Annotated in this window: 25 protein-coding genes; 6 read left to right on the top strand and 19 right to left on the bottom strand. The window is 59.7% G+C overall.

Annotated elements, in window-relative coordinates:
• Positions 1–5 precede the first annotated feature (5 nt).
• The gene (locus W911_RS03535) at positions 6–1,016 is read left to right on the top strand and encodes an alpha/beta fold hydrolase (RefSeq protein ID WP_023786139.1); all 1,011 of its coding nucleotides are present in this window, start codon (positions 6–8) and stop codon (positions 1,014–1,016) included.
• A gap of 140 nt (positions 1,017–1,156) precedes the next feature.
• Here the strand turns inward: W911_RS03535 and W911_RS03530 are convergent, their stop codons facing one another.
• From W911_RS03530 to W911_RS18275, 3 genes are all read right to left on the bottom strand, one after another.
• Complete coding sequence (locus W911_RS03530; protein ID WP_158412827.1) at positions 1,157–2,050, bottom strand: sensor histidine kinase; 894 nt, start codon at positions 2,048–2,050, stop codon at positions 1,157–1,159.
• A 544-nt stretch (positions 2,051–2,594) separates the two neighbouring features.
• Positions 2,595–3,251 (bottom strand): cytochrome P450, encoded by a 657-nt coding sequence (locus W911_RS18570; protein ID WP_210163474.1) that lies wholly within the window; start codon positions 3,249–3,251, stop codon positions 2,595–2,597.
• Between the two features lie 735 nt (positions 3,252–3,986).
• Positions 3,987–4,142 (bottom strand): hypothetical protein, encoded by a 156-nt coding sequence (locus tag W911_RS18275; RefSeq protein ID WP_158412826.1) that lies wholly within the window; start codon positions 4,140–4,142, stop codon positions 3,987–3,989.
• A gap of 118 nt (positions 4,143–4,260) precedes the next feature.
• Between W911_RS18275 and W911_RS03520 the strand changes: the two genes are divergently transcribed.
• Both W911_RS03520 and W911_RS03515 read left to right on the top strand, forming a co-directional pair.
• Positions 4,261–5,184 carry a manganese catalase family protein gene (locus tag W911_RS03520; RefSeq protein ID WP_023786135.1) on the top strand — a complete coding sequence of 308 codons (924 nt, stop codon included), beginning with the start codon at positions 4,261–4,263 and terminating at the stop codon, positions 5,182–5,184.
• A gap of 30 nt (positions 5,185–5,214) precedes the next feature.
• Positions 5,215–5,724, top strand: coding sequence for a DUF2243 domain-containing protein (locus W911_RS03515; RefSeq protein WP_041316220.1), 510 nt, complete (start codon positions 5,215–5,217; stop codon positions 5,722–5,724).
• A gap of 207 nt (positions 5,725–5,931) precedes the next feature.
• On the opposite strand, the gene W911_RS03510 is transcribed toward W911_RS03515, so the two are convergent.
• The 3 genes from W911_RS03510 to W911_RS18270 all read right to left on the bottom strand — a co-directional run bounded on the left by W911_RS03510 (position 5,932) and on the right by W911_RS18270 (position 7,904).
• On the bottom strand, positions 5,932–6,471 hold the full coding sequence (locus W911_RS03510; RefSeq protein WP_023786132.1) for a hypothetical protein: 540 nt from the start codon (positions 6,469–6,471) through the stop codon (positions 5,932–5,934).
• A 10-nt stretch (positions 6,472–6,481) separates the two neighbouring features.
• Positions 6,482–7,657 (bottom strand): zinc-dependent alcohol dehydrogenase, encoded by a 1,176-nt coding sequence (locus W911_RS03505; protein WP_023786131.1) that lies wholly within the window; start codon positions 7,655–7,657, stop codon positions 6,482–6,484.
• Positions 7,658–7,727: 70 nt separating this feature from the next.
• Complete coding sequence (locus tag W911_RS18270; RefSeq protein ID WP_023786130.1) at positions 7,728–7,904, bottom strand: hypothetical protein; 177 nt, start codon at positions 7,902–7,904, stop codon at positions 7,728–7,730.
• 81 nt (positions 7,905–7,985) lie between these two features.
• On the opposite strand from W911_RS18270, the gene W911_RS03500 reads away from it, so the two are divergent.
• The gene (locus W911_RS03500; protein WP_023786129.1) at positions 7,986–8,492 is read left to right on the top strand and encodes a ferritin-like domain-containing protein; all 507 of its coding nucleotides are present in this window, start codon (positions 7,986–7,988) and stop codon (positions 8,490–8,492) included.
• A gap of 545 nt (positions 8,493–9,037) precedes the next feature.
• Here the strand turns inward: W911_RS03500 and W911_RS03495 are convergent.
• The 6 genes from W911_RS03495 to W911_RS03475 all read right to left on the bottom strand — a co-directional run bounded on the left by W911_RS03495 (position 9,038) and on the right by W911_RS03475 (position 13,932).
• Positions 9,038–9,544, bottom strand: a complete 507-nt coding sequence (locus W911_RS03495) for a hypothetical protein (protein WP_023786128.1) — start codon at positions 9,542–9,544, stop codon at positions 9,038–9,040.
• A gap of 86 nt (positions 9,545–9,630) precedes the next feature.
• Positions 9,631–9,963, bottom strand: a complete 333-nt coding sequence (locus W911_RS03490; protein WP_023786127.1) for a hypothetical protein — start codon at positions 9,961–9,963, stop codon at positions 9,631–9,633.
• Between the two features lie 194 nt (positions 9,964–10,157).
• The gene (locus tag W911_RS03485; RefSeq protein ID WP_023786126.1) at positions 10,158–12,608 is read right to left on the bottom strand and encodes an ATP-binding protein; all 2,451 of its coding nucleotides are present in this window, start codon (positions 12,606–12,608) and stop codon (positions 10,158–10,160) included.
• Entirely contained in the window at positions 12,605–12,781 is a 177-nt protein-coding gene (locus tag W911_RS18435; RefSeq protein WP_023786125.1) for a hypothetical protein, read from the bottom strand. The genes W911_RS03485 and W911_RS18435 overlap by 4 nt, the downstream gene beginning before the upstream one ends.
• A 123-nt stretch (positions 12,782–12,904) precedes the next feature.
• Entirely contained in the window at positions 12,905–13,261 is a 357-nt protein-coding gene (locus W911_RS03480) for a hypothetical protein (protein WP_023786124.1), read from the bottom strand.
• Positions 13,262–13,263: 2 nt separating this feature from the next.
• Positions 13,264–13,932 (bottom strand): ParA family protein, encoded by a 669-nt coding sequence (locus W911_RS03475; RefSeq protein ID WP_023786123.1) that lies wholly within the window; start codon positions 13,930–13,932, stop codon positions 13,264–13,266.
• 617 nt (positions 13,933–14,549) lie between these two features.
• On the opposite strand from W911_RS03475, the gene W911_RS03470 reads away from it, so the two are divergent.
• Together W911_RS03470 and W911_RS03465 are read left to right on the top strand one after the other, a co-directional pair.
• A complete protein-coding gene (locus tag W911_RS03470) occupies positions 14,550–14,861 on the top strand; it encodes a helix-turn-helix domain-containing protein (protein WP_023786121.1) in 312 nt (103 codons plus the stop codon).
• Complete coding sequence (locus W911_RS03465) at positions 14,858–16,213, top strand: type II toxin-antitoxin system HipA family toxin (RefSeq protein ID WP_023786120.1); 1,356 nt, start codon at positions 14,858–14,860, stop codon at positions 16,211–16,213. The genes W911_RS03470 and W911_RS03465 overlap by 4 nt, the downstream gene beginning before the upstream one ends.
• On the opposite strand, the gene W911_RS03460 is transcribed toward W911_RS03465, so the two are convergent.
• The 7 genes from W911_RS03460 to W911_RS03430 all read right to left on the bottom strand — a co-directional run bounded on the left by W911_RS03460 (position 16,210) and on the right by W911_RS03430 (position 21,890).
• Positions 16,210–16,437, bottom strand: a complete 228-nt coding sequence (locus W911_RS03460; RefSeq protein WP_023786119.1) for a hypothetical protein — start codon at positions 16,435–16,437, stop codon at positions 16,210–16,212. The genes W911_RS03465 and W911_RS03460 overlap by 4 nt on opposite strands.
• A gap of 876 nt (positions 16,438–17,313) precedes the next feature.
• Positions 17,314–18,291: a replication initiation protein gene (locus tag W911_RS03455; protein ID WP_144083495.1), complete on the bottom strand. Its 978-nt coding sequence runs from the start codon at positions 18,289–18,291 to the stop codon at positions 17,314–17,316.
• Between the two features lie 272 nt (positions 18,292–18,563).
• Positions 18,564–19,037: a hypothetical protein gene (locus tag W911_RS03450; protein WP_051388662.1), complete on the bottom strand. Its 474-nt coding sequence runs from the start codon at positions 19,035–19,037 to the stop codon at positions 18,564–18,566.
• A 48-nt stretch (positions 19,038–19,085) separates the two neighbouring features.
• Entirely contained in the window at positions 19,086–19,373 is a 288-nt protein-coding gene (locus W911_RS03445) for a hypothetical protein (RefSeq protein WP_023786116.1), read from the bottom strand.
• Positions 19,374–19,458: 85 nt separating this feature from the next.
• Positions 19,459–19,713, bottom strand: a complete 255-nt coding sequence (locus W911_RS03440) for a helix-turn-helix transcriptional regulator (protein ID WP_023786115.1) — start codon at positions 19,711–19,713, stop codon at positions 19,459–19,461.
• A 125-nt stretch (positions 19,714–19,838) separates the two neighbouring features.
• Positions 19,839–20,480, bottom strand: coding sequence for a hypothetical protein (locus tag W911_RS18005; RefSeq protein WP_144083494.1), 642 nt, complete (start codon positions 20,478–20,480; stop codon positions 19,839–19,841).
• 123 nt (positions 20,481–20,603) lie between these two features.
• Positions 20,604–21,890, bottom strand: coding sequence for a tyrosine-type recombinase/integrase (locus W911_RS03430; protein ID WP_023786113.1), 1,287 nt, complete (start codon positions 21,888–21,890; stop codon positions 20,604–20,606).
• Positions 21,891–22,351: the final 461 nt, after the last annotated feature.

Raw genomic sequence — 22,351 nt, 5'->3', positions numbered from 1 at the left:
GCCATATGAACCTTAAACTGCTGCCAGGGGCACCGGTCTCCCCTGCGTGGAGATGGGGACGTGCAGCGGCGTTGGCCGCCACGGGGCTTGCGGCGTCGGCCCTGCTTGTCAACCACCTCGCCCGGCGTGCCGAGAAAGCGCATCGGCCAATTGGCCAGTTCGCGTCCGTCGGCAAAATGCGGGTTCACTACGTGGATCGCGGCAGCGGCCCACCGGTTCTGGTCTTGCACGGCAACGGCGGCGTGTTGGAAGAGCTGACGTCGAGCGGGCTCATAGACCATCTCGCCAGAACCCACAGGGTCATCGCGCTGGACCGCCCGGGTTTCGGGCTTTCACCACGGCCGGATCGCGGCTGGAGCCCGGAACGCGAGGCGCGCCTCCTCCTGGCGCTGATGCACCAACTTGGACTGGACCGTCCCGTTATCGTCGCTCACTCGTGGGCAACGCTTGTCGCTCTCAATCTGGCACTCGAAGAGCCCGATGCGGTGTCCGGGCTGGTCCTGGTCGCCGGCTACTACTATCCGACTACCCGCGGGGACGTCGCTATGCAGCGCCTCGTCGCGATGCCGGTGGTGGGTGATGTACTGCGGAATACCATTTGGCCTTTGTGGGCCCGGGTGGCGGCGCCGTTGGCGTTCAAGCGCGTGTTCTCGCCGCTCGCGCCGACAAAAGCCTTCTTGAGCAGCTATCCGGTTGCTATGGCAGTGCGGCCCTCGCAGCTTCGGGCCGTCGCGGACGATACCGTCGATATGCCAAACGCCGCAGCGCGCCTCACCGCTCGGTACGGCGAGCTCCAGATCCCCGTGGACCTCATCGCGGGCGCCGATGACCGGATGGTTTCGACCGCGGATCATAGCCGTCGGCTCCATCGGGAGCTGCACAACAGTTTCGTCGACGAGGTGCCCGGTGTAGGCCACATGGTTCATCACGCGCATCCGAAGCTCATCGAGCGGCGGGTCGCACATGTGTTTCAAAGGGCGTTGAAGCCTGTTTCTACCGTGGAACCTGCAACATAACTTTTGCGAGGCGCTGCAATCATCAGGAACCGCTCAAGACGTCGGATGGTGGGCGCCTTCCGGAAAAGCAACGTCCGCCCACGCAGGAGGATCGTAATCCAGGCAGCCGGCGTTCGGTCGCTCTTGCTTTGCACCAGCTTTTAGGCAGAGGTGACGTCAGGTTTGATGGGAAACTTTATCTCCACGACACAACCCTGAACATCGGTCTTCCAGATGGCCGTTCCACCGAGCTGCTCCGCAAAGGTTAACACGAGGCGGGTGCCTAGCCGTTGCTGCGGCTCGGCGGGATATCCCCTGCCGGTGTCAGAAACCTCCAAGACAAGATCTGGACTGGCGTCCGACAAGCTAACGTCCACGGTGCCGCCGTCCTTCCCGAAGGCGTATTTGAACGCATTGGTGACAAGCTCGTTGACCAGAAGTCCGACAGCCAAAGCCCTGTCCGGCGGCAGGAGCACGCGAGCGGACGTACATGTCAGTGAGATCGTTCTCTCACTGCTATCGAGGGCGCCCTCCAGCGACTCGCACAGCCCGACCAGATACTCCCTCATGTCGATGTGGCCGTCGTGGCGGGAAAGCTGCAGGTAGTTGTGGACGGACGCGATCACTTGCACCCGGTGTGCAACATCCTCCAGCGCTTTACGAACCTCCGGCGAACTCTGGCGTCCCTGCAGAGCGATAATCGACGAGATCACTGCGAACTTGTTTTTGACGCGATGGCTCATCTCATCGAGAAGCAGAGCGGTGCTCTCATGCGCTTTATGGGCGGAATCTAGGGCGCGATGCAGGCTGGCCGCCACGAAGACCAGACAGCTCGCAACCAAGACAAACAGGGCGAGAGCCGCGACATGGACCCGGACATCACTGTTCCAGTCTAGCAGGAGAGCGATAAGGACAACACTTGCTACGGTCGCGAAAAAGCCGGCGCCGCGACCGAACAGCAAAGCGGACGCCACGATAGGAAGAATGAACAAAAGCGAAGCATACGGACCGGCATTATCGCCGATGGCATAACGGACCGCGAATGCGACCGCCACGAGACCTGCCGCAGCGCCCCATCTGACGATCGGGGGCTGGAGGCGTAGACAGAGACCAGAGAGGAAATCCATGTCCGCCACACAAATCTGTTTGCGCAAATATGACCGGGCAGCTGGCCGAGGCGACCATCCAGCGGGGGGTGGAACTGTTGAGTTCGTGTTGTGTTTTCTTATCGCCCGACGCGGAGCAAGGCATGAGACAGCCAATCGGACCCGTTCCTGACGACAATTCTTTACCCGCTTATCTCTTCGAAAGCAGTAACGGAGCGATGTTTGGCGTGAGTTTAGACTCGCACGGTAAAAATTTACCGCGCCGCGAAGGAGGGTGGGCCTTGCGCGCCGCATTCTCCCTAGGTGTCCACGATCCGGTGCCCGCGCCTATCGACCCGGAGCCGATTCTGCGGGGCATTCGCTCACAAGGATATTTCATCTGGCAGGCTCGGCGCACGCTTCCTTTTGGAACGACGCAGTAGACGCAGGGCTGGAGCCCTATCTTTCTAGGAGGTTCCGGACGAGGTGGGAGCGCACGCGCAGCCCGCCAGGGTCACCCAAGGCGTAAGGCAACCGGGGGTATGAGGCGAGATGGAATGCGCGTCAGAGAGAAGGATGAGGATGCCGGGATCACCGCGTACGGCATCCGAGCCAGTTCGCGCGAGAAAAACTTGAGAGCTTCGATCGTGAACCATTCGCCTGCGCAGCGGTGGCCGCTGAGGTGATCGCCGCCGCCCTGCTGAAGCAAAGAAAATCTGTAGTCACCGACACCTTGAAATCGGAGCGGCGCGAAAGCGGCGGCGTTCTGCCAGACGCGTTCGTCCCGATGAATGCCATAGACATCTAGGACGACGAGAGTATCCGAGGGGATCCGGAAACCCTGCCACGCGATTTCGCGGCGGCTGCGCGCGCCAAGGAAAGGCGTGAAGGGACAGAAGCGCCGGAGCTCCTGGACGAAACAATCGAGCATCTCGTCATTGGATGCCACCTGGTCCCGCATTTCGGAGATTTCGCTCAACTTTAGCGCTGCGAGATCGAGAAAATAGGGAATCGCCAGCGCCGGACGGATCACGTTCAATAGCTCCACCGCAGTAACTTCGGCTGGAAGCAGATTGCCGTCGACATCGCGAAAGTTCGCGATGCGCGCGAGCGCGCTGGTCGGCGACGGAGCAGAAGTTCGGTCACGTGTCGCGGAGACGATGCCGTGCATCCATCGTTCCGATCGCCGCCTGGCAAAGCGTCCCTTCCAATTTCGCCACGCAATGCCTCCGAAGGCGTCGACCATGGCGGCGGCATCAGCAGCACGTTGCTGCGTTTCGCGTGGGCCAAGAGGAATTCCGGCCCATTCGCACATGGTGCGGAATAGAACCGTCTGCGCTTCAGAGAACAGATTGAGACGTGTGCCTGGCTGCCATGACGCCGCCGCCTCGCGCCAGGTCCTCACCAGAATTGGCGTGAACGAACTGAGGGACTGAGGTCCCATAAGCTCAAGATACATTTCTTTTCGGTGGCGATGCGCGAGGCCATCAAGACCATGGATACCGCCCTGGCCCAGTAGCGTTTTCTCGATCCGTCCCGGAGCGACGTCCTTCCGCTCTACCGATCCGGAATCGTAGAAAAGGGCGGCCGCTGCGGGCCCTCCGATGCAAACGGCTTTCTTCATCATGAGACGGCAGGAAAAAGCATCAGTTCCGAACCGGCGGAGCCTGTTCGACGCGAACCGATAGCCTTCCCAAGCCAAAGCGACAGTGCTGTCAGGAAACGGATCTCGGGGCGGCTCTTTCATACCGGAGTTCTCTCTCCCTCGTTCGCGCGACGCTTCATCGACTAAGTTTTCTGCGACACCCGGCGGCCTCGGATTTGGCCTCCCAGTGCGTGACGGTCGCGTCCCTTCTCCCCGCGGACGCCGCAACCAGCGAGACGGGAGCAGGCACAGACGTTTTTTTTATTCGGTGAGGGACGGAGCATTGGGAAGGCTTTCTCCCTGCTCCGGATCGGGCGGACCCGCGAGCAACATCATGATCCCGGTCACGATCAAAGCGGCAATCACGCCTCCTATCACGATACGGAGGCCGCTACGGGGGCCACTTGGTTTGATCATGCTGTCCTTCCGTTCATGTCCCTGGGAGTTCTCGGCCGAGCGCCGCGTCTCGCCGTGCTGATAAACCGGAACCTTTAACTGCCGCCAAGGTTGCACAACAAATCAGAAGGAGGCTCCGATGTTCCTGCGTATCGACCGGCTTCAGATCGAGCTTCCCCCTCCGGCGCAACAGGATCCGAATGGGGCGGCCGCGCTTCAGGAACTGCTTGGCGGCAAGTATGGGGAGATGTCGACCCTCGGCAATTACATGTTCCAGAGCTTCAACTTCCGAAGCAAAAGCAAGCTCAGACCGTTCTACGAACTGGTCGCCAGCATCACGGCGGAAGAACTCGGTCACGTCGAGCTCGTGAGCAACGGCGTGGCGATGCTGAACAACGGTCCCGACACCGCAATGGACGAGATGGACGGCGGAGACATCAGCGATTCGCCGTTCGATGCAATGAAGGACATTCGCCTGGCGGCTTCGTTTCTGTCCAACGGAGGTGGATCGGCACCGGTCAACAGCAACGGGCACTCTTGGAACAACGATTTCATAACCACGACCGGAAACGTCGTGCTCGACCTGCTCCACAACTTCCATCTGGAATGCGGGGCGCGCCTACATAAGCTTCGCGTCTATGAGACCGTCTCCGATCCGCTGAGCCGTGAGATCTGCGGTTATCTATTGGTACGCGGCTCCGTTCACGCACACTCGTACGCGCTCGCTCTCAAGAAGATAACGGGGGTGAACATCGAGCAGATGCTTCCCGTGCCCAATATCAATCTCGACAAGATTCCCGAGAGCCAGAAGTACCTGGCTGAGGGCTCGCATCGCCGTCTCTACACCTTCAGCCCCAGCGATTACGCCGGTATCGCAGGCTTATGGAGCGCGGACGAGCAAGCGCTCCCCGGGGACCCGCCCGGTGGTCTGGAAGTTGTCGAGGGTGCGCCCGAGGGCGGAAAAATCCACGAACTGGCCGGCGTGCCGTCGGCATTCTCGCCGGACTACGCGCCCGAGGAGATGTTCGAGATCGCGTCTCGCCTTTATCAGGCTTCGCGGTAGCCCGGAGACCGATTGTGATGAAAACAAACCATTGCGACGCCGCGTGATGGCGGACAAGACGGATCATCGACATTTCCGCTTTCGGCGGGGATACTCTTCGGATTGGGGCTCGGCGGGTTTTTCGACGGCATCGTGCTGCACCAGCTTTTGCAGTGGCATCAGATGCTGAGCAGTTGGTACCCGCTCACGTCGGTCGAAGCGTTGAAGCTCAATACGTTCTGGGACGGAGTCTTTCACAGCGCCACCTACCTGTTCGTGCTCGGGGGCCTGTTTGTCCTCTGGCGCAGTGCGCAACGCCGCCCTCTCCTGTGGTCGGGCAGGATGCTGATCGGCTCCATGCTGATGGGGTTCGGTGCATTCAACCTCGTCGAGGGAACCATCAACCACCACATTCTCGGCATCCATCACGTCAATGAGACCGTTCCCTTCGCCCAATGGATTTACTGGGATCTCGCCTTTCTGGCCTGGGGCGCTGCGATGCTGGCGGGAGGTTGGATCCTGATGCGCTCAGTTCATCACCAGCAAAGGCCGTTGCCATGAACCGACGCGATGGCGAAGACCGAAGCCGAACGCCCTCCTTACCCAATGAGATGATCTGGCTGCTGTTCGGGTTTGGAGCTTTGCTGGCGACCGCTCCCGTTTGGCGCCTCGCGATCTACGGTTACAATCCGTCGGTCGACGAATTGCTGCGGGTTATTTGCATGGTGCCACGCTAACGCGAGGCGCGAGACCCGAGGTGACGACGCGTCAAACGGTGCCGCCGTTAACTCCCCCGCGCGAACTTTTCGATTGATTGCGGGCGTTCGCCAGCCCACCGGGAAATCCACTCCGATCGGAGTATCGGCGCGCCGACCCGCCCCGGCGCGCTCGGGCTTCCAAGGACGATGCAACGAAAACGTCCAGTGCGGTTGCGGCCGATACGGCCGCGAGCGCGAGCTTCACATTGCCACGCTGCGGATTGTGCGGGTGGAGCCCTTTCAGGAGCACGGCGATATCGAGCATGTCGCCCGCCACCCGGCTTTTGACGCCTGCCCGCTTTTCCGTCGACAGTGTCAGTATCCCGCTCGCAATCTCGCGAATGCCGAACAGGCGGACGAGGCCCTCCATGCCCTGAAGCCCGAGAGCCCGAGTCACTCGCGGAGCGGCAAACAGTTCCACGGCCCCGAGCCCAATGCTGAACCACCCAAGGGACTTGGCAAGGCGATCCTCGGGCTGGATCGACGACGGTCCTGAGCTCACAATTTTCGGAGCGCCCTTCGGCCGCACCGCGTTGGCAACGAGAGACATTCCTAGCTCCTTAAGGCTTCACGACCACCTTGATGCAGCTGTCACGCTTGTCCCGGAAGACTTTGTACATCTCCGGCGCTGCATCGAGATCGACCGTGTGGGTGATGACGAACGAAGGATCGATCTCGCCGTCCTCAATTCGCTTCGACAGATCGTCGGCCCAGCGTTTGACGTGGGTCTGCCCCATGCGGAAGCTCAGTCCCTTGTTCATCGCGATTCCGATGGGAAACTTGTCGGCGAGCCCGCTGTAGACCCCAGGGATCGAGATGGTTCCCACCGGACGGCACACGTAAATCATTTCTCTCAGAACGTGAGCACGGTCATTGGCGAGCATGAACATCTGCTTGGCGCGGTCGTACACCGAATCCGGATGCGTGAGCGAGACGTGCGCCTCGAGCCCGGTTGCGTCGATGCACTTGTCGGGCCCTCTGTTGTCGGTTAGCTCGTTGAGGCGCTCGATCACGCTTTCCGTTTCGAAGTTGATCGCGACGGCGCCGCCGGCCTCGGCCATGCTGAGGCGTTCCGGGAGGCGGTCGATCGCGATAATCTGTTCGGCGCCCAGGAGCACGGCGCTCCGGATGGCCATCTGGCCAACCGGACCGCATCCCCAGACGGCCACCGTGTCGGTGCGTTCGATGTCGCATTGAACGGCCGCTTGCCAGCCGGTCGGCAGAATGTCTCCAAGAAACAGCGCCTGATCGTCCGGCATCCCGTCGGGGACTTTGATGTGCGTGCTGTCGGCGAACGGAACACGCAGGTACTCGGCCTGCCCCCCAGGATAACCGCCCGTCAAATGCGAGTACCCGAAAAGACCGGCCGTGGTGTGCCCGAAGGCTTTTTCGGCGAGTTCTTTCTTCCGATTTGTCCGCTCGCAAACCGACCAGTTTCCGCGGCGGCACTGATGGCACTCGCCGCAGGTAATGGTGAACGGCACGACGATGCGATCGCCCTTTCGGAGGTTGCCATTGATCCCGCTGCCGACCTCCACCACCTCGCCCATCATCTCATGCCCCATGATGTCGCCGGGCATCATGGCGGGGATGAAATTGTGAAAGAGGTGCAAGTCGGAACCGCAAATCGCGCAGCTCGTCACTTTGATAATCGCGTCCCGCGGCTCTTCGATTTCCGGATCGGAAACCGTATCGCATCTCACGTCTTCTTTACCGTGCCAGACGATTGCTTTCATTCGATATCTTCTCGTTTTGGCGGCGTACGCAGTGAGTTGGCACGCACCGCGAGCAGCAAGGCGGCGACGGTCACTCCTGCTCAACGTGACGCTTCTTGCGCAGTTCCGCTCCGTGCGCACCACACGGTTCGAGCGCGGTTTCCGATCGATGGAGATGCGCGAGCATCAGCCGGATACGGAAAGGCAGCCGCGCGATCGGATTTTCGCGCAGTATGCGTTCGGCAAGGGCGAGCAGCAGCGTGTTCATGCGAATGGAACTGCGTGAGCGGCGTTTGGTTTCAATACATCGCCACATCCGGTGGCACGTCATTCAAGGAAGGACCACGTCATGACATCGCCTCGTGAATCGCTCGCGGCCTGGCTACGGGATGCCCATGCCATGGAGGGCCAGGCCGAGACGCTCCTAAGCACCCAGATTGAACGCCTCAAAAACTATCCGGAGGCATTGCCGCGGCTCAAGGCTCATCTCGAAGAAACCCGCGCTCAGCGCGACGCACTGGAAGGCTGCCTCGAAAAGCTTGGAGAGAGTACGTCGTCGTTGAAGGACGGGACTATGAAGCTCGCGGCTAATATGCAGGGCCTTATGCACATGATGTCGAGCGACGAGGTGCTCAAGAACGCGCTCGCCAGCGCCGCCTTCGAGCAGTTCGAAGCCGCATCTTACAAAATGCTCGTGGCAGCCGCACGCGTCGCGGGCGAACCGGAGATCGCGCGCACCTGCGAAACGCTGTTGGAGCAAGAGGTCGCAATGGCCGACTGGGTCTGGAGCGAACTTGAGCCGCTGACGGAGAAGTATCTCGCTCTCGAAGCCGCCGGAGCTGAGGCGAAGCGCTAGACGGAGTGCGAACGATCGGAACGCCAAAACGCTCGGCATACTTCTAAGATCGAACCGCCAATTGACGACGTCCAAATTGGCCGGCTCCGATCACGCGCCTCCGGCGCTGCTGCCGGGGGCGCTTACAGCCCTCAAGCGTTTACGGCACTCCGAACCAGGCGATCGCTGCCCCAGGCGGCCCGCCTTCGTGTCTGCCTAGTCTAGCCAATCCAGGGCTTTGCGTTATCGGAGCGACCGACAGGGCGCCGATGCGCGTTGCCTGCGCAATCATCGGGCGAGTGCCCTGAAGAAACTTCGCCTCCGGTCATTGTCACTTGTGCGAGGCGGCTCGACGTCCGCTCTGCTCCTAGATGCGGATCTGCCCGCCGTGATGCTCAACTCGCCCCGGCGCGATGATCATCACTTCCGCTATTGGGACGACGCGTTGCTGCGCGGCGCACCATCGCGTGCGTCCTCTTTGGCGGCTTTCTCTACTTAGCGTCCGTCCCAAAAGCCGGCGATGTAATGCAGGAAAAGCAGCTGCTCCGCTGCCTCGCGCTGTTTTCTTAGGCCGGCTTGGCCACTGGCTTTCTGTTACTGCTGTTAGCCGGGACGCCATCCATGGCCTTGGCACGACGTTCCATAATCTGGACGGGGGTCGCGGAGGACAGGACCGTGCCGGCCTTCGTCTCGACCTTCGAACGGAAGGTTTGCTTGAGGGTGTAGTCCTCGCCCTTGAGCCGATCAGCGTCTTCCTTGGTGAAGGCTTCGGCGCCGGTGATGTTGGCGGCCGGCACATAGCGGTCCGAACCAAGATTGACGAGAGCGACGCCCTGCCCCTTGATCGCGTCGAGCGATTCCTGGGCCAGCTTCGAGGACTTGTCCCCGAATTCAATGCGGATATTCACACGGGCCGCGTCGATGTCGATCCCCCTCTTCTCTTTCAACGACTCTTTCGCACGTTCCTTGTCCTCGTCCGCCATTGGGCGAATGAGGCGGATCGTATCGAGGGGCACGAGCTTGGTGACACCTTCATGGGTCGTGTATTTCAGGGAGTGTGCAGACATGATCATCCTTCGTTTTTCTTGTTGAACCGCGAAGGATGATGGCCGCCAGCGATCCCGAGTCATGGCGCGCTGCAGCAATATTACAATGGCATTCAGCGGACCGGATCGGCCTTCAATACACTCGGCGTCCGCCGTGCGCCGCAGACAACCTCAAGCACGAACAGCTGGCCGATCGGTGCGCTCCGCATGTCCATGCTGCCTGCCTCCGCCTGAAAAGCACGATCGGCGCGAAAGACCAAAACAGCGCGAACAGCCCCCTGCTCCCCGTCGACGAAGAAGCAGCCGAGATCATCCCCGAGCCAGGCCTTCGCCGTCAGCACAGCTTGCCAATTGGTCAGCGACTCTCCCGGATGGTCATAGGCCAGCAGCGCCTCAGCATCAGGATGCACTGTAATGTCCGGGATTTGATCAATGTCGCCCTGCACGCAGGGAGGTTAGCCAACCTCCGATCCTCGGACACGCTGCCCCGCAGCATTCCGCAAGGGATCGAAGCCGCATGGCGGAAACCCGCCACTCTCGGGGTTCCGTTCACGAGAGCCCGACCGGCCTGAAGGCCGGAGGCGGCCGGCCTCCAATTGTTCGTTTGATCACCAAAACAAAGAGACCAGAAAAGCGCGGCTTACTTGGGTTTTCCCTTTAAGTTCATACTTATTGCCGAGCATGAGCAGCGCAGCGTCTCCGGCGAGGACCCTTTGGGGGTGATGTAGAGCCAGGACTGACATTTCTCGCAGCGAAATTGAGCCATCAGATCCTTGAAAGCGGCCACCACAGGCTGAAAATCCTTCTTGCCGAAATTCGCCCATGCATTGTAGTGGACCGCCTTGTTGACAGCCCATTGCTCGACATTGCTTGCGCCGTTGGAAGCGGAAAGCTTTGATTTTCGATCCGACGCTGCCTGTCGCGCCTCAGCATCGCTCCAGGAATTGGCGGCGTCTGCCGCCTTGCCGAAGAGTTCGCCCATACGGGCGAGCACACTCGGCAGAAGATCGCCGAGTTCATATGCACCGTCCGATCTGAAGACAGCTCTGGCGCCTAAATTCTCTGCCAGATGGGGCACGGCATATTCCAGGTGATGCCGGACCATGGCCGCCGCCACCGGCACCTTGCCTTTGGAAAGGGCCGCGTCGATGTCCACCCAGATTTCTTCATCGGACTCGACGATAGGCCCCGTATCGACGGTCCAGTTTTGGAAGACAAGCGACGTTTTCGATGAAACAACGCCAGCAGATCGCATTTGCTCAGCCCAAAGGCGATCATGCGTCGTGATGACGAACTGGGTATCCGGAAACTGCTCTTTGAGCAGCTTGCAGAATTGGTAGCGATGCCCCACGTCCACAGACATGACGACGTCATCCAACAGCGCAAAGGTAAAGCGGTTTCCTAGTAGCCGCTTCATCAAGGCGAAGTATAGGCATACGCCCATGCCGTCTTGATGCCCCTCGCTGTGAAAGGCGGCTGGCGGGAACAAGCCCTTCTCGTAGAAGTTCACAAGCAAATCCAGCCTCCCCTCTGTCGGGGTGAGCTGGGCAGCGAACTGCTCTTCATCGCCTTCGTTGATGATCTTGTAGAAGCTTGAGAAATCCTCCTGCACGTCCTGATAGAGCGTATTGAGCTCGTCTTCCATAGCGCGGCAATAGGCGTCGTAAGCGGACTTGGCCGCATCGGCGGCGCGCGCGGACCTCACAAGAACGCGGGAAGCGTCACGATAGTCGGCGATACGCGCCTGGGCGGTTGTCAGGAAAGTCTGCGCGTCAATGCGGGCGCTCTGGTCCGGCTTCGCGTTAAGCTTGGCGCGCAGATTCTGCAACGCCTTGGGGAGATCGGGAGGCATGTCCGCCCATCCCTTGCCGAGGCGATCCTTCAGCCCGGTTATACCGTCAAGAGTTTCGAGCGAGCCGCGTAACTGGTCGAGATCCTTGGTCCAGCCCGAGAGTATGGCGGCCGTCTCCGCCTCGCCTTCGGCTGCGGCGATTTTGGTGACAGGATTGATTAAGCCTGCGATGCGTGATGTTTCCCCGCTGAGTTCACCGCCGGCGTTGAGCAACGCGTCGTTCAGCTTTCCCGCCTCCTGAGACTTCGCCAGTTTTATTCTGAGATGATCTCGAAGCTGCCCTTCATCGTCCCATTCATGATCGCATAGCGGACATTCGGCGCCATCGACGAGCGAAAGTCCTTTCTCTATCAGCGTTCGGCGATGGAGCATGGTTAGGAGGCCAGGGTCTGCTTCTAGCCTTCCCAGTCCGTCGAGGATCACGGAGGCTTGTTTCTTTCCGACGGCAGCCAATCCTGCCACCACATCGTCGAGCGCCTTCAAATCCCGCAGTGCAGACTGCTTGTTAAATTCCGGCGCCTTGCCTCCGGCAACGCCGGCATCCAACTTGGTGTCGGCCTCGAGCGTGGAGATCTTGGGAAGATCGAGCGCTTCGCGGCGTAGGTTGACGGCTTCTAGCACTTCGCGAGCATCGAAATTCTTGACGTTGAGATGCCTGACGAGTACTTCCCGCCGCTCATGCTTGGCGGACTCAGCCTGCCCCTGTTTCTTCTTCAGAGTGTTCTGGGCCGTATTGAGCGCACTGCGCGTCTGCCCGATGCCGTCGAGCTTCAGAATAATCTGAATGTCCTGCGACCGCGTCGTTGGTTCGGTGATGATGAATTTGAGCACTTCGCGACGCGACAAAGTGATTTCCGGATGCTCTTCCACCTCCTTGAATGCCGCCAAAACGTCTGCGTCCGCCGGTTCGATCGTGGGCTTCTGAGGCGCGGATATCGAACGGGTAATGGTGGCGCTCTTATTGAGGCCAGGGAAGAACACGCTCAACTGCACGAACGCGGCGTTTGGAAACTTCACCTTGTCGACATGCGGACCGTGTTCCTTGATTGAGAGCTGCTTGGTCCCCTTACCTGCAAGCCGACCGATATCGCCAGTCAGGCCGAACTCGATCGCATCAATGACGCCGCTTTTGCCCGACCCGTTTGGACCAGAGACAGCGAACTTCTTGCGTTTAAAATCTATGTCGAGCTTGCGGATGCCCCGCACTTCTTCAATATGCGCGCTTTCTAGCTTGATCATTTCACTTCGCCGTCGGCTGGAGTGGTGAAAATTTTCACGAAATCCTCTGCCTTGAGCTTGCCGCCGGAAGCCAGCAATTCGCGCAGCCGTTCGACGTTACGCTCATCGACTTCTTTGATGGCAGCAAGCGATTCCAAAAATTTCGCGGCTATATTCTCCTGAAGCGAAGACATCAAACCCTCATGAGACTTGCGGGGCGGGGCGTCCCTACTTCAGGGCGGCCTCGGAAATCCATCCGAATCAAAAGCAACAAAAATCTGCTTACGCACTATATGCGGAAGCAATCCGCCGGCAAATCACCGCAACCGCCTCCCATCCTCAATCATATCCGCATCCTTGATGGTCACGCCGTCCTTGACCAGGGCCGTCATCACGACGTGCTTGAGACTGGTTTGCTGCTGTGCGGCGCGGATCTTGAGCTCGGTCCAGACATAGGCCGGCAGCTCCAAATTCAGGCTTTTCATATCGCTTCGGGGCGTTGCATCAGGCGACGGCGCAGGCCGCTCCTGCGGAGCCAGCGTTGCTGCTCCCTCCCCTGCCCTGTTGGCGACTGGCTTCACAAGCGCGCCGACGCCTTTGTCGGCGGCCAGGCGCTCAAGCTTATCGTCATAGTCGGGAGTTATAGGCGCAAAGGGCGCGCGTTCTGTCTTCATGGTTATCCTGCCTTTCTGATGTCTTCGTTGGCGCCTTCGACGATGGCGCGGATTTCTGCGAGCAGGCTCGTCACTTCGAGACCGGCCCCCTTCCCTGCTTCGGATTTGGTGGGCGGTTGCCCGTTCAGGAACATTTCGCGATAGGCCGAGCGCTCGACGAGCGCGGTACGGAAGAGCGGCAATCCAAGGCGCTCCAGCTCGCGATATGCAAAGTCTGTCACCCGCGTGCGTAAGGGGTAAACTTTGGTGAGCAGAAGTCGGTAAGGGATAGTGCGGCTGGTGGTCTCGTTAACGTCGCGGATATCGCCGACTACCACGAGTGCTTCCCGAAGATCGGGCTCCGACGCCTGCGCCGGGATCACGACGAGATCGGAACGGGCTAAGGCTTTAAACAGCGTGACCTCCCTGCTCCCGGGCAGATCAATGCAGATATGGTCGTAGTCGCCGGAGGCCTCGGCCTCACGGACAAAGCTCCCAAACTTTTGAGGGTCAATGGCGGTGACAGTCAGGCCTTCGATCGGCGCTTTCCTCGCCCACCGATCAAGCGTGCGGTTCTGGTCGAGATCGAGGAGAAGGACGCGGGCGCCGTCGAAGGCGAGTGCGGATGCGATGCAGGCGCAGGTCGTGGACTTGCCGACGCCTCCCTTGGAGGACGCAAACGTGATGATCATGAAACCTCTTAAACGCGCAATTGCGCAGATATGGATTTGAGTAAATCAGTACTCGTATGAATAAAGGCTACCGTATTCGTTCAATTGGCCAAGCCCTTTCTTGATGCCTTGCCCATCAGCTCAACCATACAGATGCACGGGCGCGCAGTTGGGAATCCGCGCAAAGCTACAACCCAGCCAAGCTGCAAGACAACATCCCTGCAAATATGCATTTGGGCAGACCATCATTTGCCCAATGGCGCAGATATACTGCCATGGTTTGCGGAGCCGCCGTCGCGTGGGCCGATCGAGACGCGCGCCGCCAAGCGATCAAGGCCGGCCCGCAAGGGCCGCTTGCCTTGGCCTTGATCGCGCGAGGCGGGCGCGGCTAGGCCCGATACGCAAGGCGGTGAAGATCCTGGGGGCAGGGGGCCATGGTTTTTGGTGAGCCAGAGCATCACTTGCCCAAATGTGCATTTGCCCAAGAACAGCCTTGAGACCCACCTCTGCACGGGATTGGACATGTTCCCGGAAGCAGGCTCTGCGCCAATGCTAGGGGGCTAACCGCAAACTTGCGATTTGTTAAGTGATCATATATTATCACTTAAAGCACGAAACACCGAATAAGTGATAGCATATTGGCAGTTACGCTCAAATCACCCGCTGATATCCAGGACGCGCTGCGCGCGCGCTTCCGCGCACGACGGCTTGTGCTCAACCTGACACAGGAAGGACTCGCCAATCGCTCCGGCGTGACGCTTGCAACCCTGCGCCGTTTCGAGCGCACGGGCCTTATCGCGTTCGACTCGCTGCTCAAGCTCGCGCTCGTTCTCGATTGTCTTGGTGATTTCGAGAAAGTCGCGGCGGAGGATGAGCGCTCTCTGATCGGTCGACCGCTTGACGCCGTGCTGGCACAGAAGCGGGGTCGCCGGAAGGGACGGATCACGTGAAATACGTTCCTACCGCATTGCTCAACGTGTTCCTCGACGGCCGCAAGCGGCGCAAGGTCGGGCGTCTGGCGACGCAGGCCCGGCGCATCCTGTTCGAATACGATCCTGATTTCCTGAGCAGCGGCTTGCAGATTTCGCCTTTCCAGCTTCCGGCGCGTGCGGGCATCGTGATTGCCGAACCGGTCCCATTTGACGGCTTGTTCGGCGTCTTCAATGACAGCCTGCCCGACGGCTGGGGACGGCTGTTGCTGGATCGCGCCGTCGAGCGCGCAGGTATTCTACGCGGCAGCCTGACACCGCTCGACCGGCTGGCGTATGTCGGACGGCACGGCATGGGCGCCTTGAGTTACGAGCCGGACCACAGCGATAGCGACGGCGAGCCCATCGTGCTCACGCTCGACAAACTGGCCGCGGACGCCGCTACGGTGCTGAAAGGCGAGCAGGGGGCCATCGTCGACAAGCTTCTGAAGCTCAACGGGGCGTCAGCCGGCGCGCGGCCCAAGGTCGTAGCGCAGGTCAGCGCAGACAAGAAAAAGATCATCCACGGGCCGGCAAGTCTGCCGCCCGGCTATGCGCACTGGATGATCAAGTTTCCATCGCAGCTTGATGAAGCGGATGTAGGGCCGATCGAATACGCTTACAGCCTCATGGCGCGGGCGGCTGGCATCGACATGCCGGAGACCCATCTCTTCGGCGCGAAGAAGAAGCGGTATTTCGGGATCAAGCGCTTTGATCGCGATGGTGACCGCCGCGTCCATATGCACAGCTTATCCGGGCTTTTGCATGCGGACCACCGCACGCCGTCGCTCGATTACGACGCGTTCCTGAAAGCGACGCAGGTCCTGACCAAGGACATCACTCAGGTCGAAAAGGCCTTCCGCCTGGCTTGCTTCAACGTGCTTGCCCATAACCGCGACGATCACGCGAAGAATTTTTCATATCTGCTCGACGATGAAACCGGGCAATGGTCGCTTGCACCGGCCTATGACCTGATTTTTTCGAGCGGACCGGCGGGCGAGCAGAGCATGATGGTGATGGGCGAGGGCAGGGGCCCCGGCGTCGAACATCTGCGTGCGCTCGCAAAGAAGCATGGCCTCAAGAAAGGCGAGGCCATCCTCGACGAGGTCCGTTCGGCCATCGCCAAGTGGCCAGACGTCGCGGCCGATGCGGGCGTCTCAAAAAAATCTGCGTCAATGATCACTGCGCGCATCGCACCGGCGTCATCGAAACCCGCAAGATCGTCGAAGAAGCCTGCAGCCAAGACGCCACCAGCAGCCAAAAAATCTGCGAAGCCTAAAAAGCCACCCGCTGCGAAAAAGAGCAAAGCAGCGAAGACTGCGCGCAAACGCTAAGTCAGTGCGCCGCGCTTTCGCGCCTGCCGCAGGATGCGCTCATCATCATCAAAATCGCGCTCCAACAGCACGATGCGGCCATCCGTCGGCAGGGCATCGAGGACTACGGTCAACCCGGCGCCGGTATCATGCGGATAGGCGCAGCCGATACGTGTCCACACGGGCTTGTTGGATGAGGTGGCGCGCCTGACGGCAAACGCGATGAGAACGGGATCACTGGCCATGCGAATGTCAGCGTGCGGCTCTGCGCGTCGGCGGTCAACGGCAGCCCGGCAATCCATCCCCAGCCATGGCCGGAATCAAAGGTGAGAAAGAGGGCGCGGTCTCACCTTTGCCCGGAAACGCGCGGCTTTCCGGGCAGCAAAGAGCCCGAAAGGTGAGAAAATGGGCGGCGTCTCACCTTTGGGCCGGCGGCCAGGATCGGCCGCGGAATTGTTGCAACGACGCTCAAAACCGGAACGGCTCATAGGAAGGCGCGGCATTGAGCATCGATCAACGCAGGGTCGACCAGCCCCAATCATGGATCAGGCGCATCACGCCCCCTCCTATAGGCAATTGCGGCCTATCCACGAGGCAGGCGCCCGCCCTTTAGGATGGTTGTACCCATAAGCTCCCCACCCGCCAAACCCAACGACCTTTCCGCAAGTGCTATTGGTGATATTCGCAATCGATGTTGATCCCATCGACTCCTTGCATGACTCATCCGCGCGAGCGGATACCATTGCTATCAGGCGCGGCGGAGTGAGCGCTTGCGCGAACGAAGGGTGAGGGGACCTACACTTATGGCCGCTATGCGGCCATTCCATATATCGGCCCGCCTTACCGAGCCGCCTTTGACCCTAGTTGTCGGTCGGTTGTTTCACGTGGCGCGGCACGCTTCTCTTTTTTCATGATTCAAGATTCAGATTCAGGGGCAAAATGTTCTAAATATATCAACACATTAGACGGCCAAAAGTGAGGAAATGGGCGCTACAGGTGAGATATTGGGCGATGAGCGGTGAGGAAATGGGCGCTTAAAGTGAGAGATCGGGCGTGCTGCGGTGAGAGAATGGGCGCGCGGAAGGGTTTCTGAGCTTATCGGTGAGAAATTGGGCGTCGAATTATGAATTCTCATCATCGAAACGGATGGTCTCGAGCTTGCGGTTCTGGCGGGCCTCACGGCCGACGCGGCTGCGCTCGCGCTCGTCGAAAGCGGCCTGCAATTCTTTGACCGATTTCTTGTGCCAGGCGACCATCAACTTATCGACGGCACGGCCTCTCTTCACCGCCAGGACGTCCACGTAGAAGTCGGTCAGCTGATTGACCTCCGCAAGGGCAGGCTTGAGGCAGTGCTTGTTGAACTCTGCGAAGCGTTCCAGCTTGCCTGCTGGCACCCCCAGCATGGCGCGGAACTCGTCGACGGTGAACTCCTCGTGCTGTTTGTACATGCCGATGCGGCGCTCGATCATCTCATAGAGACGGATCGAATATTTGGAGCGCAGCGCGTACATGATGTGGGTCTTGATGGTCGCCCAGGCCTTGCTCTGCTGAATGACAGCGAGAAGGTCCGGCGGGAATGTATAATAGAAGTACCCGTCCTCGCGATCCTCTTCCTTGTTGGTTCCGATCAAATGGACGCGGAACGTCGACATCCTGCCGGTTTGCGGGTCGCGCGCACGGATCTTGGCCCACGCCGCCATAAGCTTGTCGAAGGCGTCTTCGAGGCGATCATTGCTTTGATGAGAGCCGCGCAGGGACGCTTTCAGCACCTTGTGGATGCGCTGCGTGTTGATGTTGTTCCACGCATTGGCGAGAAGTTGATTGTAGAGGATGGTTTCGCTGCGATTAAGCGGGGTCAGCTCGATAATGTCGACCAGTTCGCGCGGCTTGATGATGCGTCCCATATGGGCAGGATCAAGAGGCTGGCCCGTCACCTTCATGTCGGTGGCCAGTAGTTTGCTTGGCAGTTTGGCTTCTTCGTGGACCTCGAAACTGCCTGCGTCGATGAGTTGTGAAATCTTTCGCATGCTTACGGCATTGAGCGTGCGGATTGAAAGGTGAGACGTCAAGAAGTGAATTTCACCTTTGGCATTTCTCACCTTTGGCCCGCCCAATTCCTCACTTTTGGGCTCATACAAAAGCTGGCGGACTGGGACCCATCTGGACGCCCGCCCAATTTCTCACCTTTCAGATGCAGCGAAACCCGCGGAAATCCGCGCGCGACTCTATGATCCGCCCAATCTCTCACCTTTAGCTGTGCGCGAATCCAAGGAATCGCTTGGCTTGAATCCGGCCCGCCCATTTTCTCACCTTTCGGGGAGGGCGCGACTCCTTGGACTCCCTGTCGCGACTCCGGGATCAGCCCACTTTCTCACCTTTGGGGTCGAGGGCATTCTTCAATGCAGGTCATCATGCCCCAGCTGCGGATAGGCCAGGTCGCCACCTCAGCCTCCGCAACCGCCTCAATTGTGAAATGGAACTTCTTAATGCGCCGCGCCTCGAACAACCGCATCAGATCCGAAAACTGCTCACGCGTTGCATCGAGCGCCAACGTCAGTGACGGCAGCTCCTTCATCTTCATCAACGTGCCGGCGTTTTCATAAACTGGCTTCATCGGCGTGGGCGCCATGATCATCACGATGCCGGGCCACTGAAATGCGTGCTTGGTCATCGAGAAGGCAGCGGACAAAATCATGTACGAGAACTCGACGGACTGGCGCGGCGGACCGTCCTGAACGACCTGCCCCATATTGATCGTTCCACCGCCGAGAAAGTCCCCCCGCCATTCGCCGGGAAGGATAGGCGGCAGTACCATCCTCTCCTTCTTCTGCGTGCGCTTGGTCATCATGGACCTCCATTGCTGGCCGAACATCGACGCTCGCCTTCTCGGCGCTCAGGCAGCCGGCCTTCGGATCGTCATCAGGTTGCCGATGAAAGTGCCGATTATGGCCAGAAGGCGCTTACGCCGATCAGGCGGTACATCGAAGAAGCCCCAGAGGATCATGCTGTCGAGCAGGATTTCAGCAGTATCGGCATGCGAGCGTCGCATTGCCATGACGCGGTCCAGTTCGCCGGCGAAGTCGTAGAGAACGGCCAGATGATTGCGCTCGACGCCGAGTACAACGCCGTGCGTGAGAACGATCAGCAGCAGGTGCGCTGCTTCTTCATAGAAGCGGGGCATGGCACCTCCAAAGTGATTGGCGTGCAGGATCGAGCACGCGGCCCAGACAGCCGCGTGTCGATGATCGCTTGAGTTGTCGGCGGTTCTAGAGCGCGTCTGCGGGCTCGGGATCGGCGCGATACGTCTGCGCGGGGAGGCGGGCCTTGAGCCAGTCCTCAATATCCGTCAGCAGCCAGCCGATGCGGTTTTCTCCAAGCCGGATGCGGCGAGGGAACTTACCGGCCTTCTCCAGACGCAGAATATGCTGCGGCGTGTAGCGGACGATCGAGCGCACTTCCTTCAACGTGAGGGTGCGCAGGTGATGAAGGGGTGATTGATCCTTTCGGTTTGCAGTAGACATGCGGGCACTCCTTGCGCGCCGAAGCACGCAGCCGGTGTTGCGACTGACTTGGGGGATACGCAGGACGACGGCCAATTGGCCGTACAGAAACCTTAAATCAATATGTAAATTTAATCCACAGAAATTTACTTGCGGCGTCTATTACGCGGCGCGATCGATTGCCGTCGCCGATCGTAGTACTCGTCGATCTGCCGCATGATCTCCTGCATCGGAGAGTGCATATCGGCTAGCGTTTCCTCCGGATGGCGGTGCATCCAGACCGCAAGCGCCTGGTAGAGCGGCGGATCGAGCAGCTTGATATCAGCGCGCGTCATCCCGCGGCCGTACCAGCGCGCATAAACGCGGCGCAGAAATGCCGCGGGATTTTCCTTCCTGCCCTCGCGGTCAGACCAAAGCTCGGGAGCGCGATTAGGACTGTCTTCATGGATGGGGCATCTGGAGAGGAAGATATCGATTAGGTCTCGAACAAGGGCATAACGCAGGTCAAGGCGCTCCAGCAGCGTGAGTTTGTGGGCGTCTTCAATCGCGGAAACTGCCTTTTCAGCTTGGGTGGTAGGCGCAGACCAAATTCTCCGGTCTTCCTGCTGATCAGCAAAGTGGCGAAGCAAAGTGTCTAGAAGCTTGGTATCTGGCCGCTGAACCGGTGACGAGCGAAGCGGTCCGCCTATTGGCAAAGTTGGCAAAGGAGGCGGTTGCGGAATCTCCAGCTCTTCTGGCGCCTCTCGAACGGGAGATTTTCGTGACTCTCTGCGCTTGGGTCCTGCCATGCGACGCCTCATGCGGCGCTGTCCGCCGACATCGCCGTTAATCGCACGGGGCTCCGCAATTGTAAATCTTATTGGCATGATATTACAAACGCGCAGCGGGCCGGAGCAGAACAGTCACAGCCTTCATTCGGCGTCGCAGTGGGCGACTCGTATTGTTCCGCTCAACAGGCGGGCCAACTCCGCTTCCCATGCGCTCAAGGCTTCACGCTTTTCCCTATCATACGCATAACGGTTATAGACGGCATCCGTGATGCTGCGGCTGATGGCGCTGTGGTTGAGCACGAGCGAACGGACATGCGTCGGCAAGCCCAGCTTTGCCATTTCCGTTCCTACCGTGCGGCGCAGGTCGTGGGGCGAGACCTTAGTGATCTTCAGTTCGCCAACGAGCCGCGCCATCGCGCGTGTAACGGCACTTGCCAGGATAGGTGTATCCTCGGCCGCAACCGGCGAGGGGAACACATAGAGGCTCGACGCTGAACTTGCCGCAACCGCCTTCTTGAACTCCGCGCAGGCCATCGAGCAGAGTGGTACGCGGTGCAACAGGCCGTTCTTGGTGCGCTCACCCGGGATCATCCAGACCGGCTCATTGCCATCCAGCTCCAGTTCGGACTTCCGCGCTTCGACCACTTCGGTACGTCGCTGCCCTGTCAACAACATCAAACGCAGAGCGGAACGTGTCGCCGGCGAGAGCATGCGGCCTTTCTCGGCCTTGCCCATATGCTCGCCCGTCATTCCCTCCATGGCTTCGAGCGCACGCCAGAATGTCGGAATCTCTGCAGGCGACAACACCCGCTCGCGCGGCTTTACCTCGCCAACCTTACGCAGGCGGGCTGCTGGATTGAACTCAAGAACCCCTTCGTTGACGCCCCAGTTCAGGATGCGGTTGATGAGGACCAGAACGTTGTTGGAGGCTATGGGGCCACCGGTCTTTGCTACGCGGTCGCGCAGTTTGCCAATCTCGCCGCGCCGCAGATCGGTGAGCCGCTGGCGCCCTAGACCATTCTTGATATGCGTTTGCCAGGTTGACTCGTCGGTCGCCACACGCGCCAGACCGGAAGCATGGCGCTTGTGCCAGTCGTCGTACAGATCTGCGAACCGCATAGTCTCCGAGCGCTTGACCTTTCGCTCAACGTGCGGGTCGCGCTCGTTGGCATAGGCGGCCGTCAGAACGTTGCGCGCTTTCTGACCGGCATCGGCAAGGCTCACCGACTCGCGCGTGCCGACGCGGTACCACCGTTCGGTGCGCGTTCCGCGTCCGCCTGGCTGATAGCGGATGTACCAGTAGGCTTTGCCAGTGACGCTGACGTCGAGCCAAAGCCCTTCCAGGCCATCGATACGATAGCGCGTGCGCCGGCCGTCCACGGGCCTCGCAGCCTTGATCACCCGATGATTTGCTTTCAGCGTCGGCATGCCAAACAAAAGAGGTCAGGGGTCAATGGTCTGTATTTGTTGAGGTGCTGGATTCTGTCACGCACCTGTCACGCACCAAGACAGCATTAGAAGCGTGGCGATGTTATGGCTTGCCCACACGAGATGTCAAAATTATTCTTTTATTACAGACGCTTGAAACGAACATGAGCAAGCATCGAAGAACATAGAAAAACATGTCCGGTCACAATCGCACTGCAGAGGTCAGGGGTTCGATTCCCCTCGGCTCCACCAATTCAATCAAGAACTTACGCAAATCCCTCCAACGCACGGACCGTCCTGTCACGCACCAATGCGGGCGGGCGGGCGGCAGTCGGGCGAGCACCGTGCCCGCCCGATGCCCCTCCGTGAGGCTGGCCGACCTGGAACCTACTCAAACACCTATCGTCCCCGTTGGTCTTCCGGCTTGCGCGGATTACCCAGCGCGAAGCAGCTCACTCCGC

Source organism: Hyphomicrobium nitrativorans NL23 (genome assembly GCF_000503895.1).
Lineage (GTDB): Bacteria > Pseudomonadota > Alphaproteobacteria > Rhizobiales > Hyphomicrobiaceae > Hyphomicrobium_C > Hyphomicrobium_C nitrativorans.
Note: the sequence above shows the minus strand (reverse complement) of the source record. Positions and strands in the feature narration are given on the sequence as shown.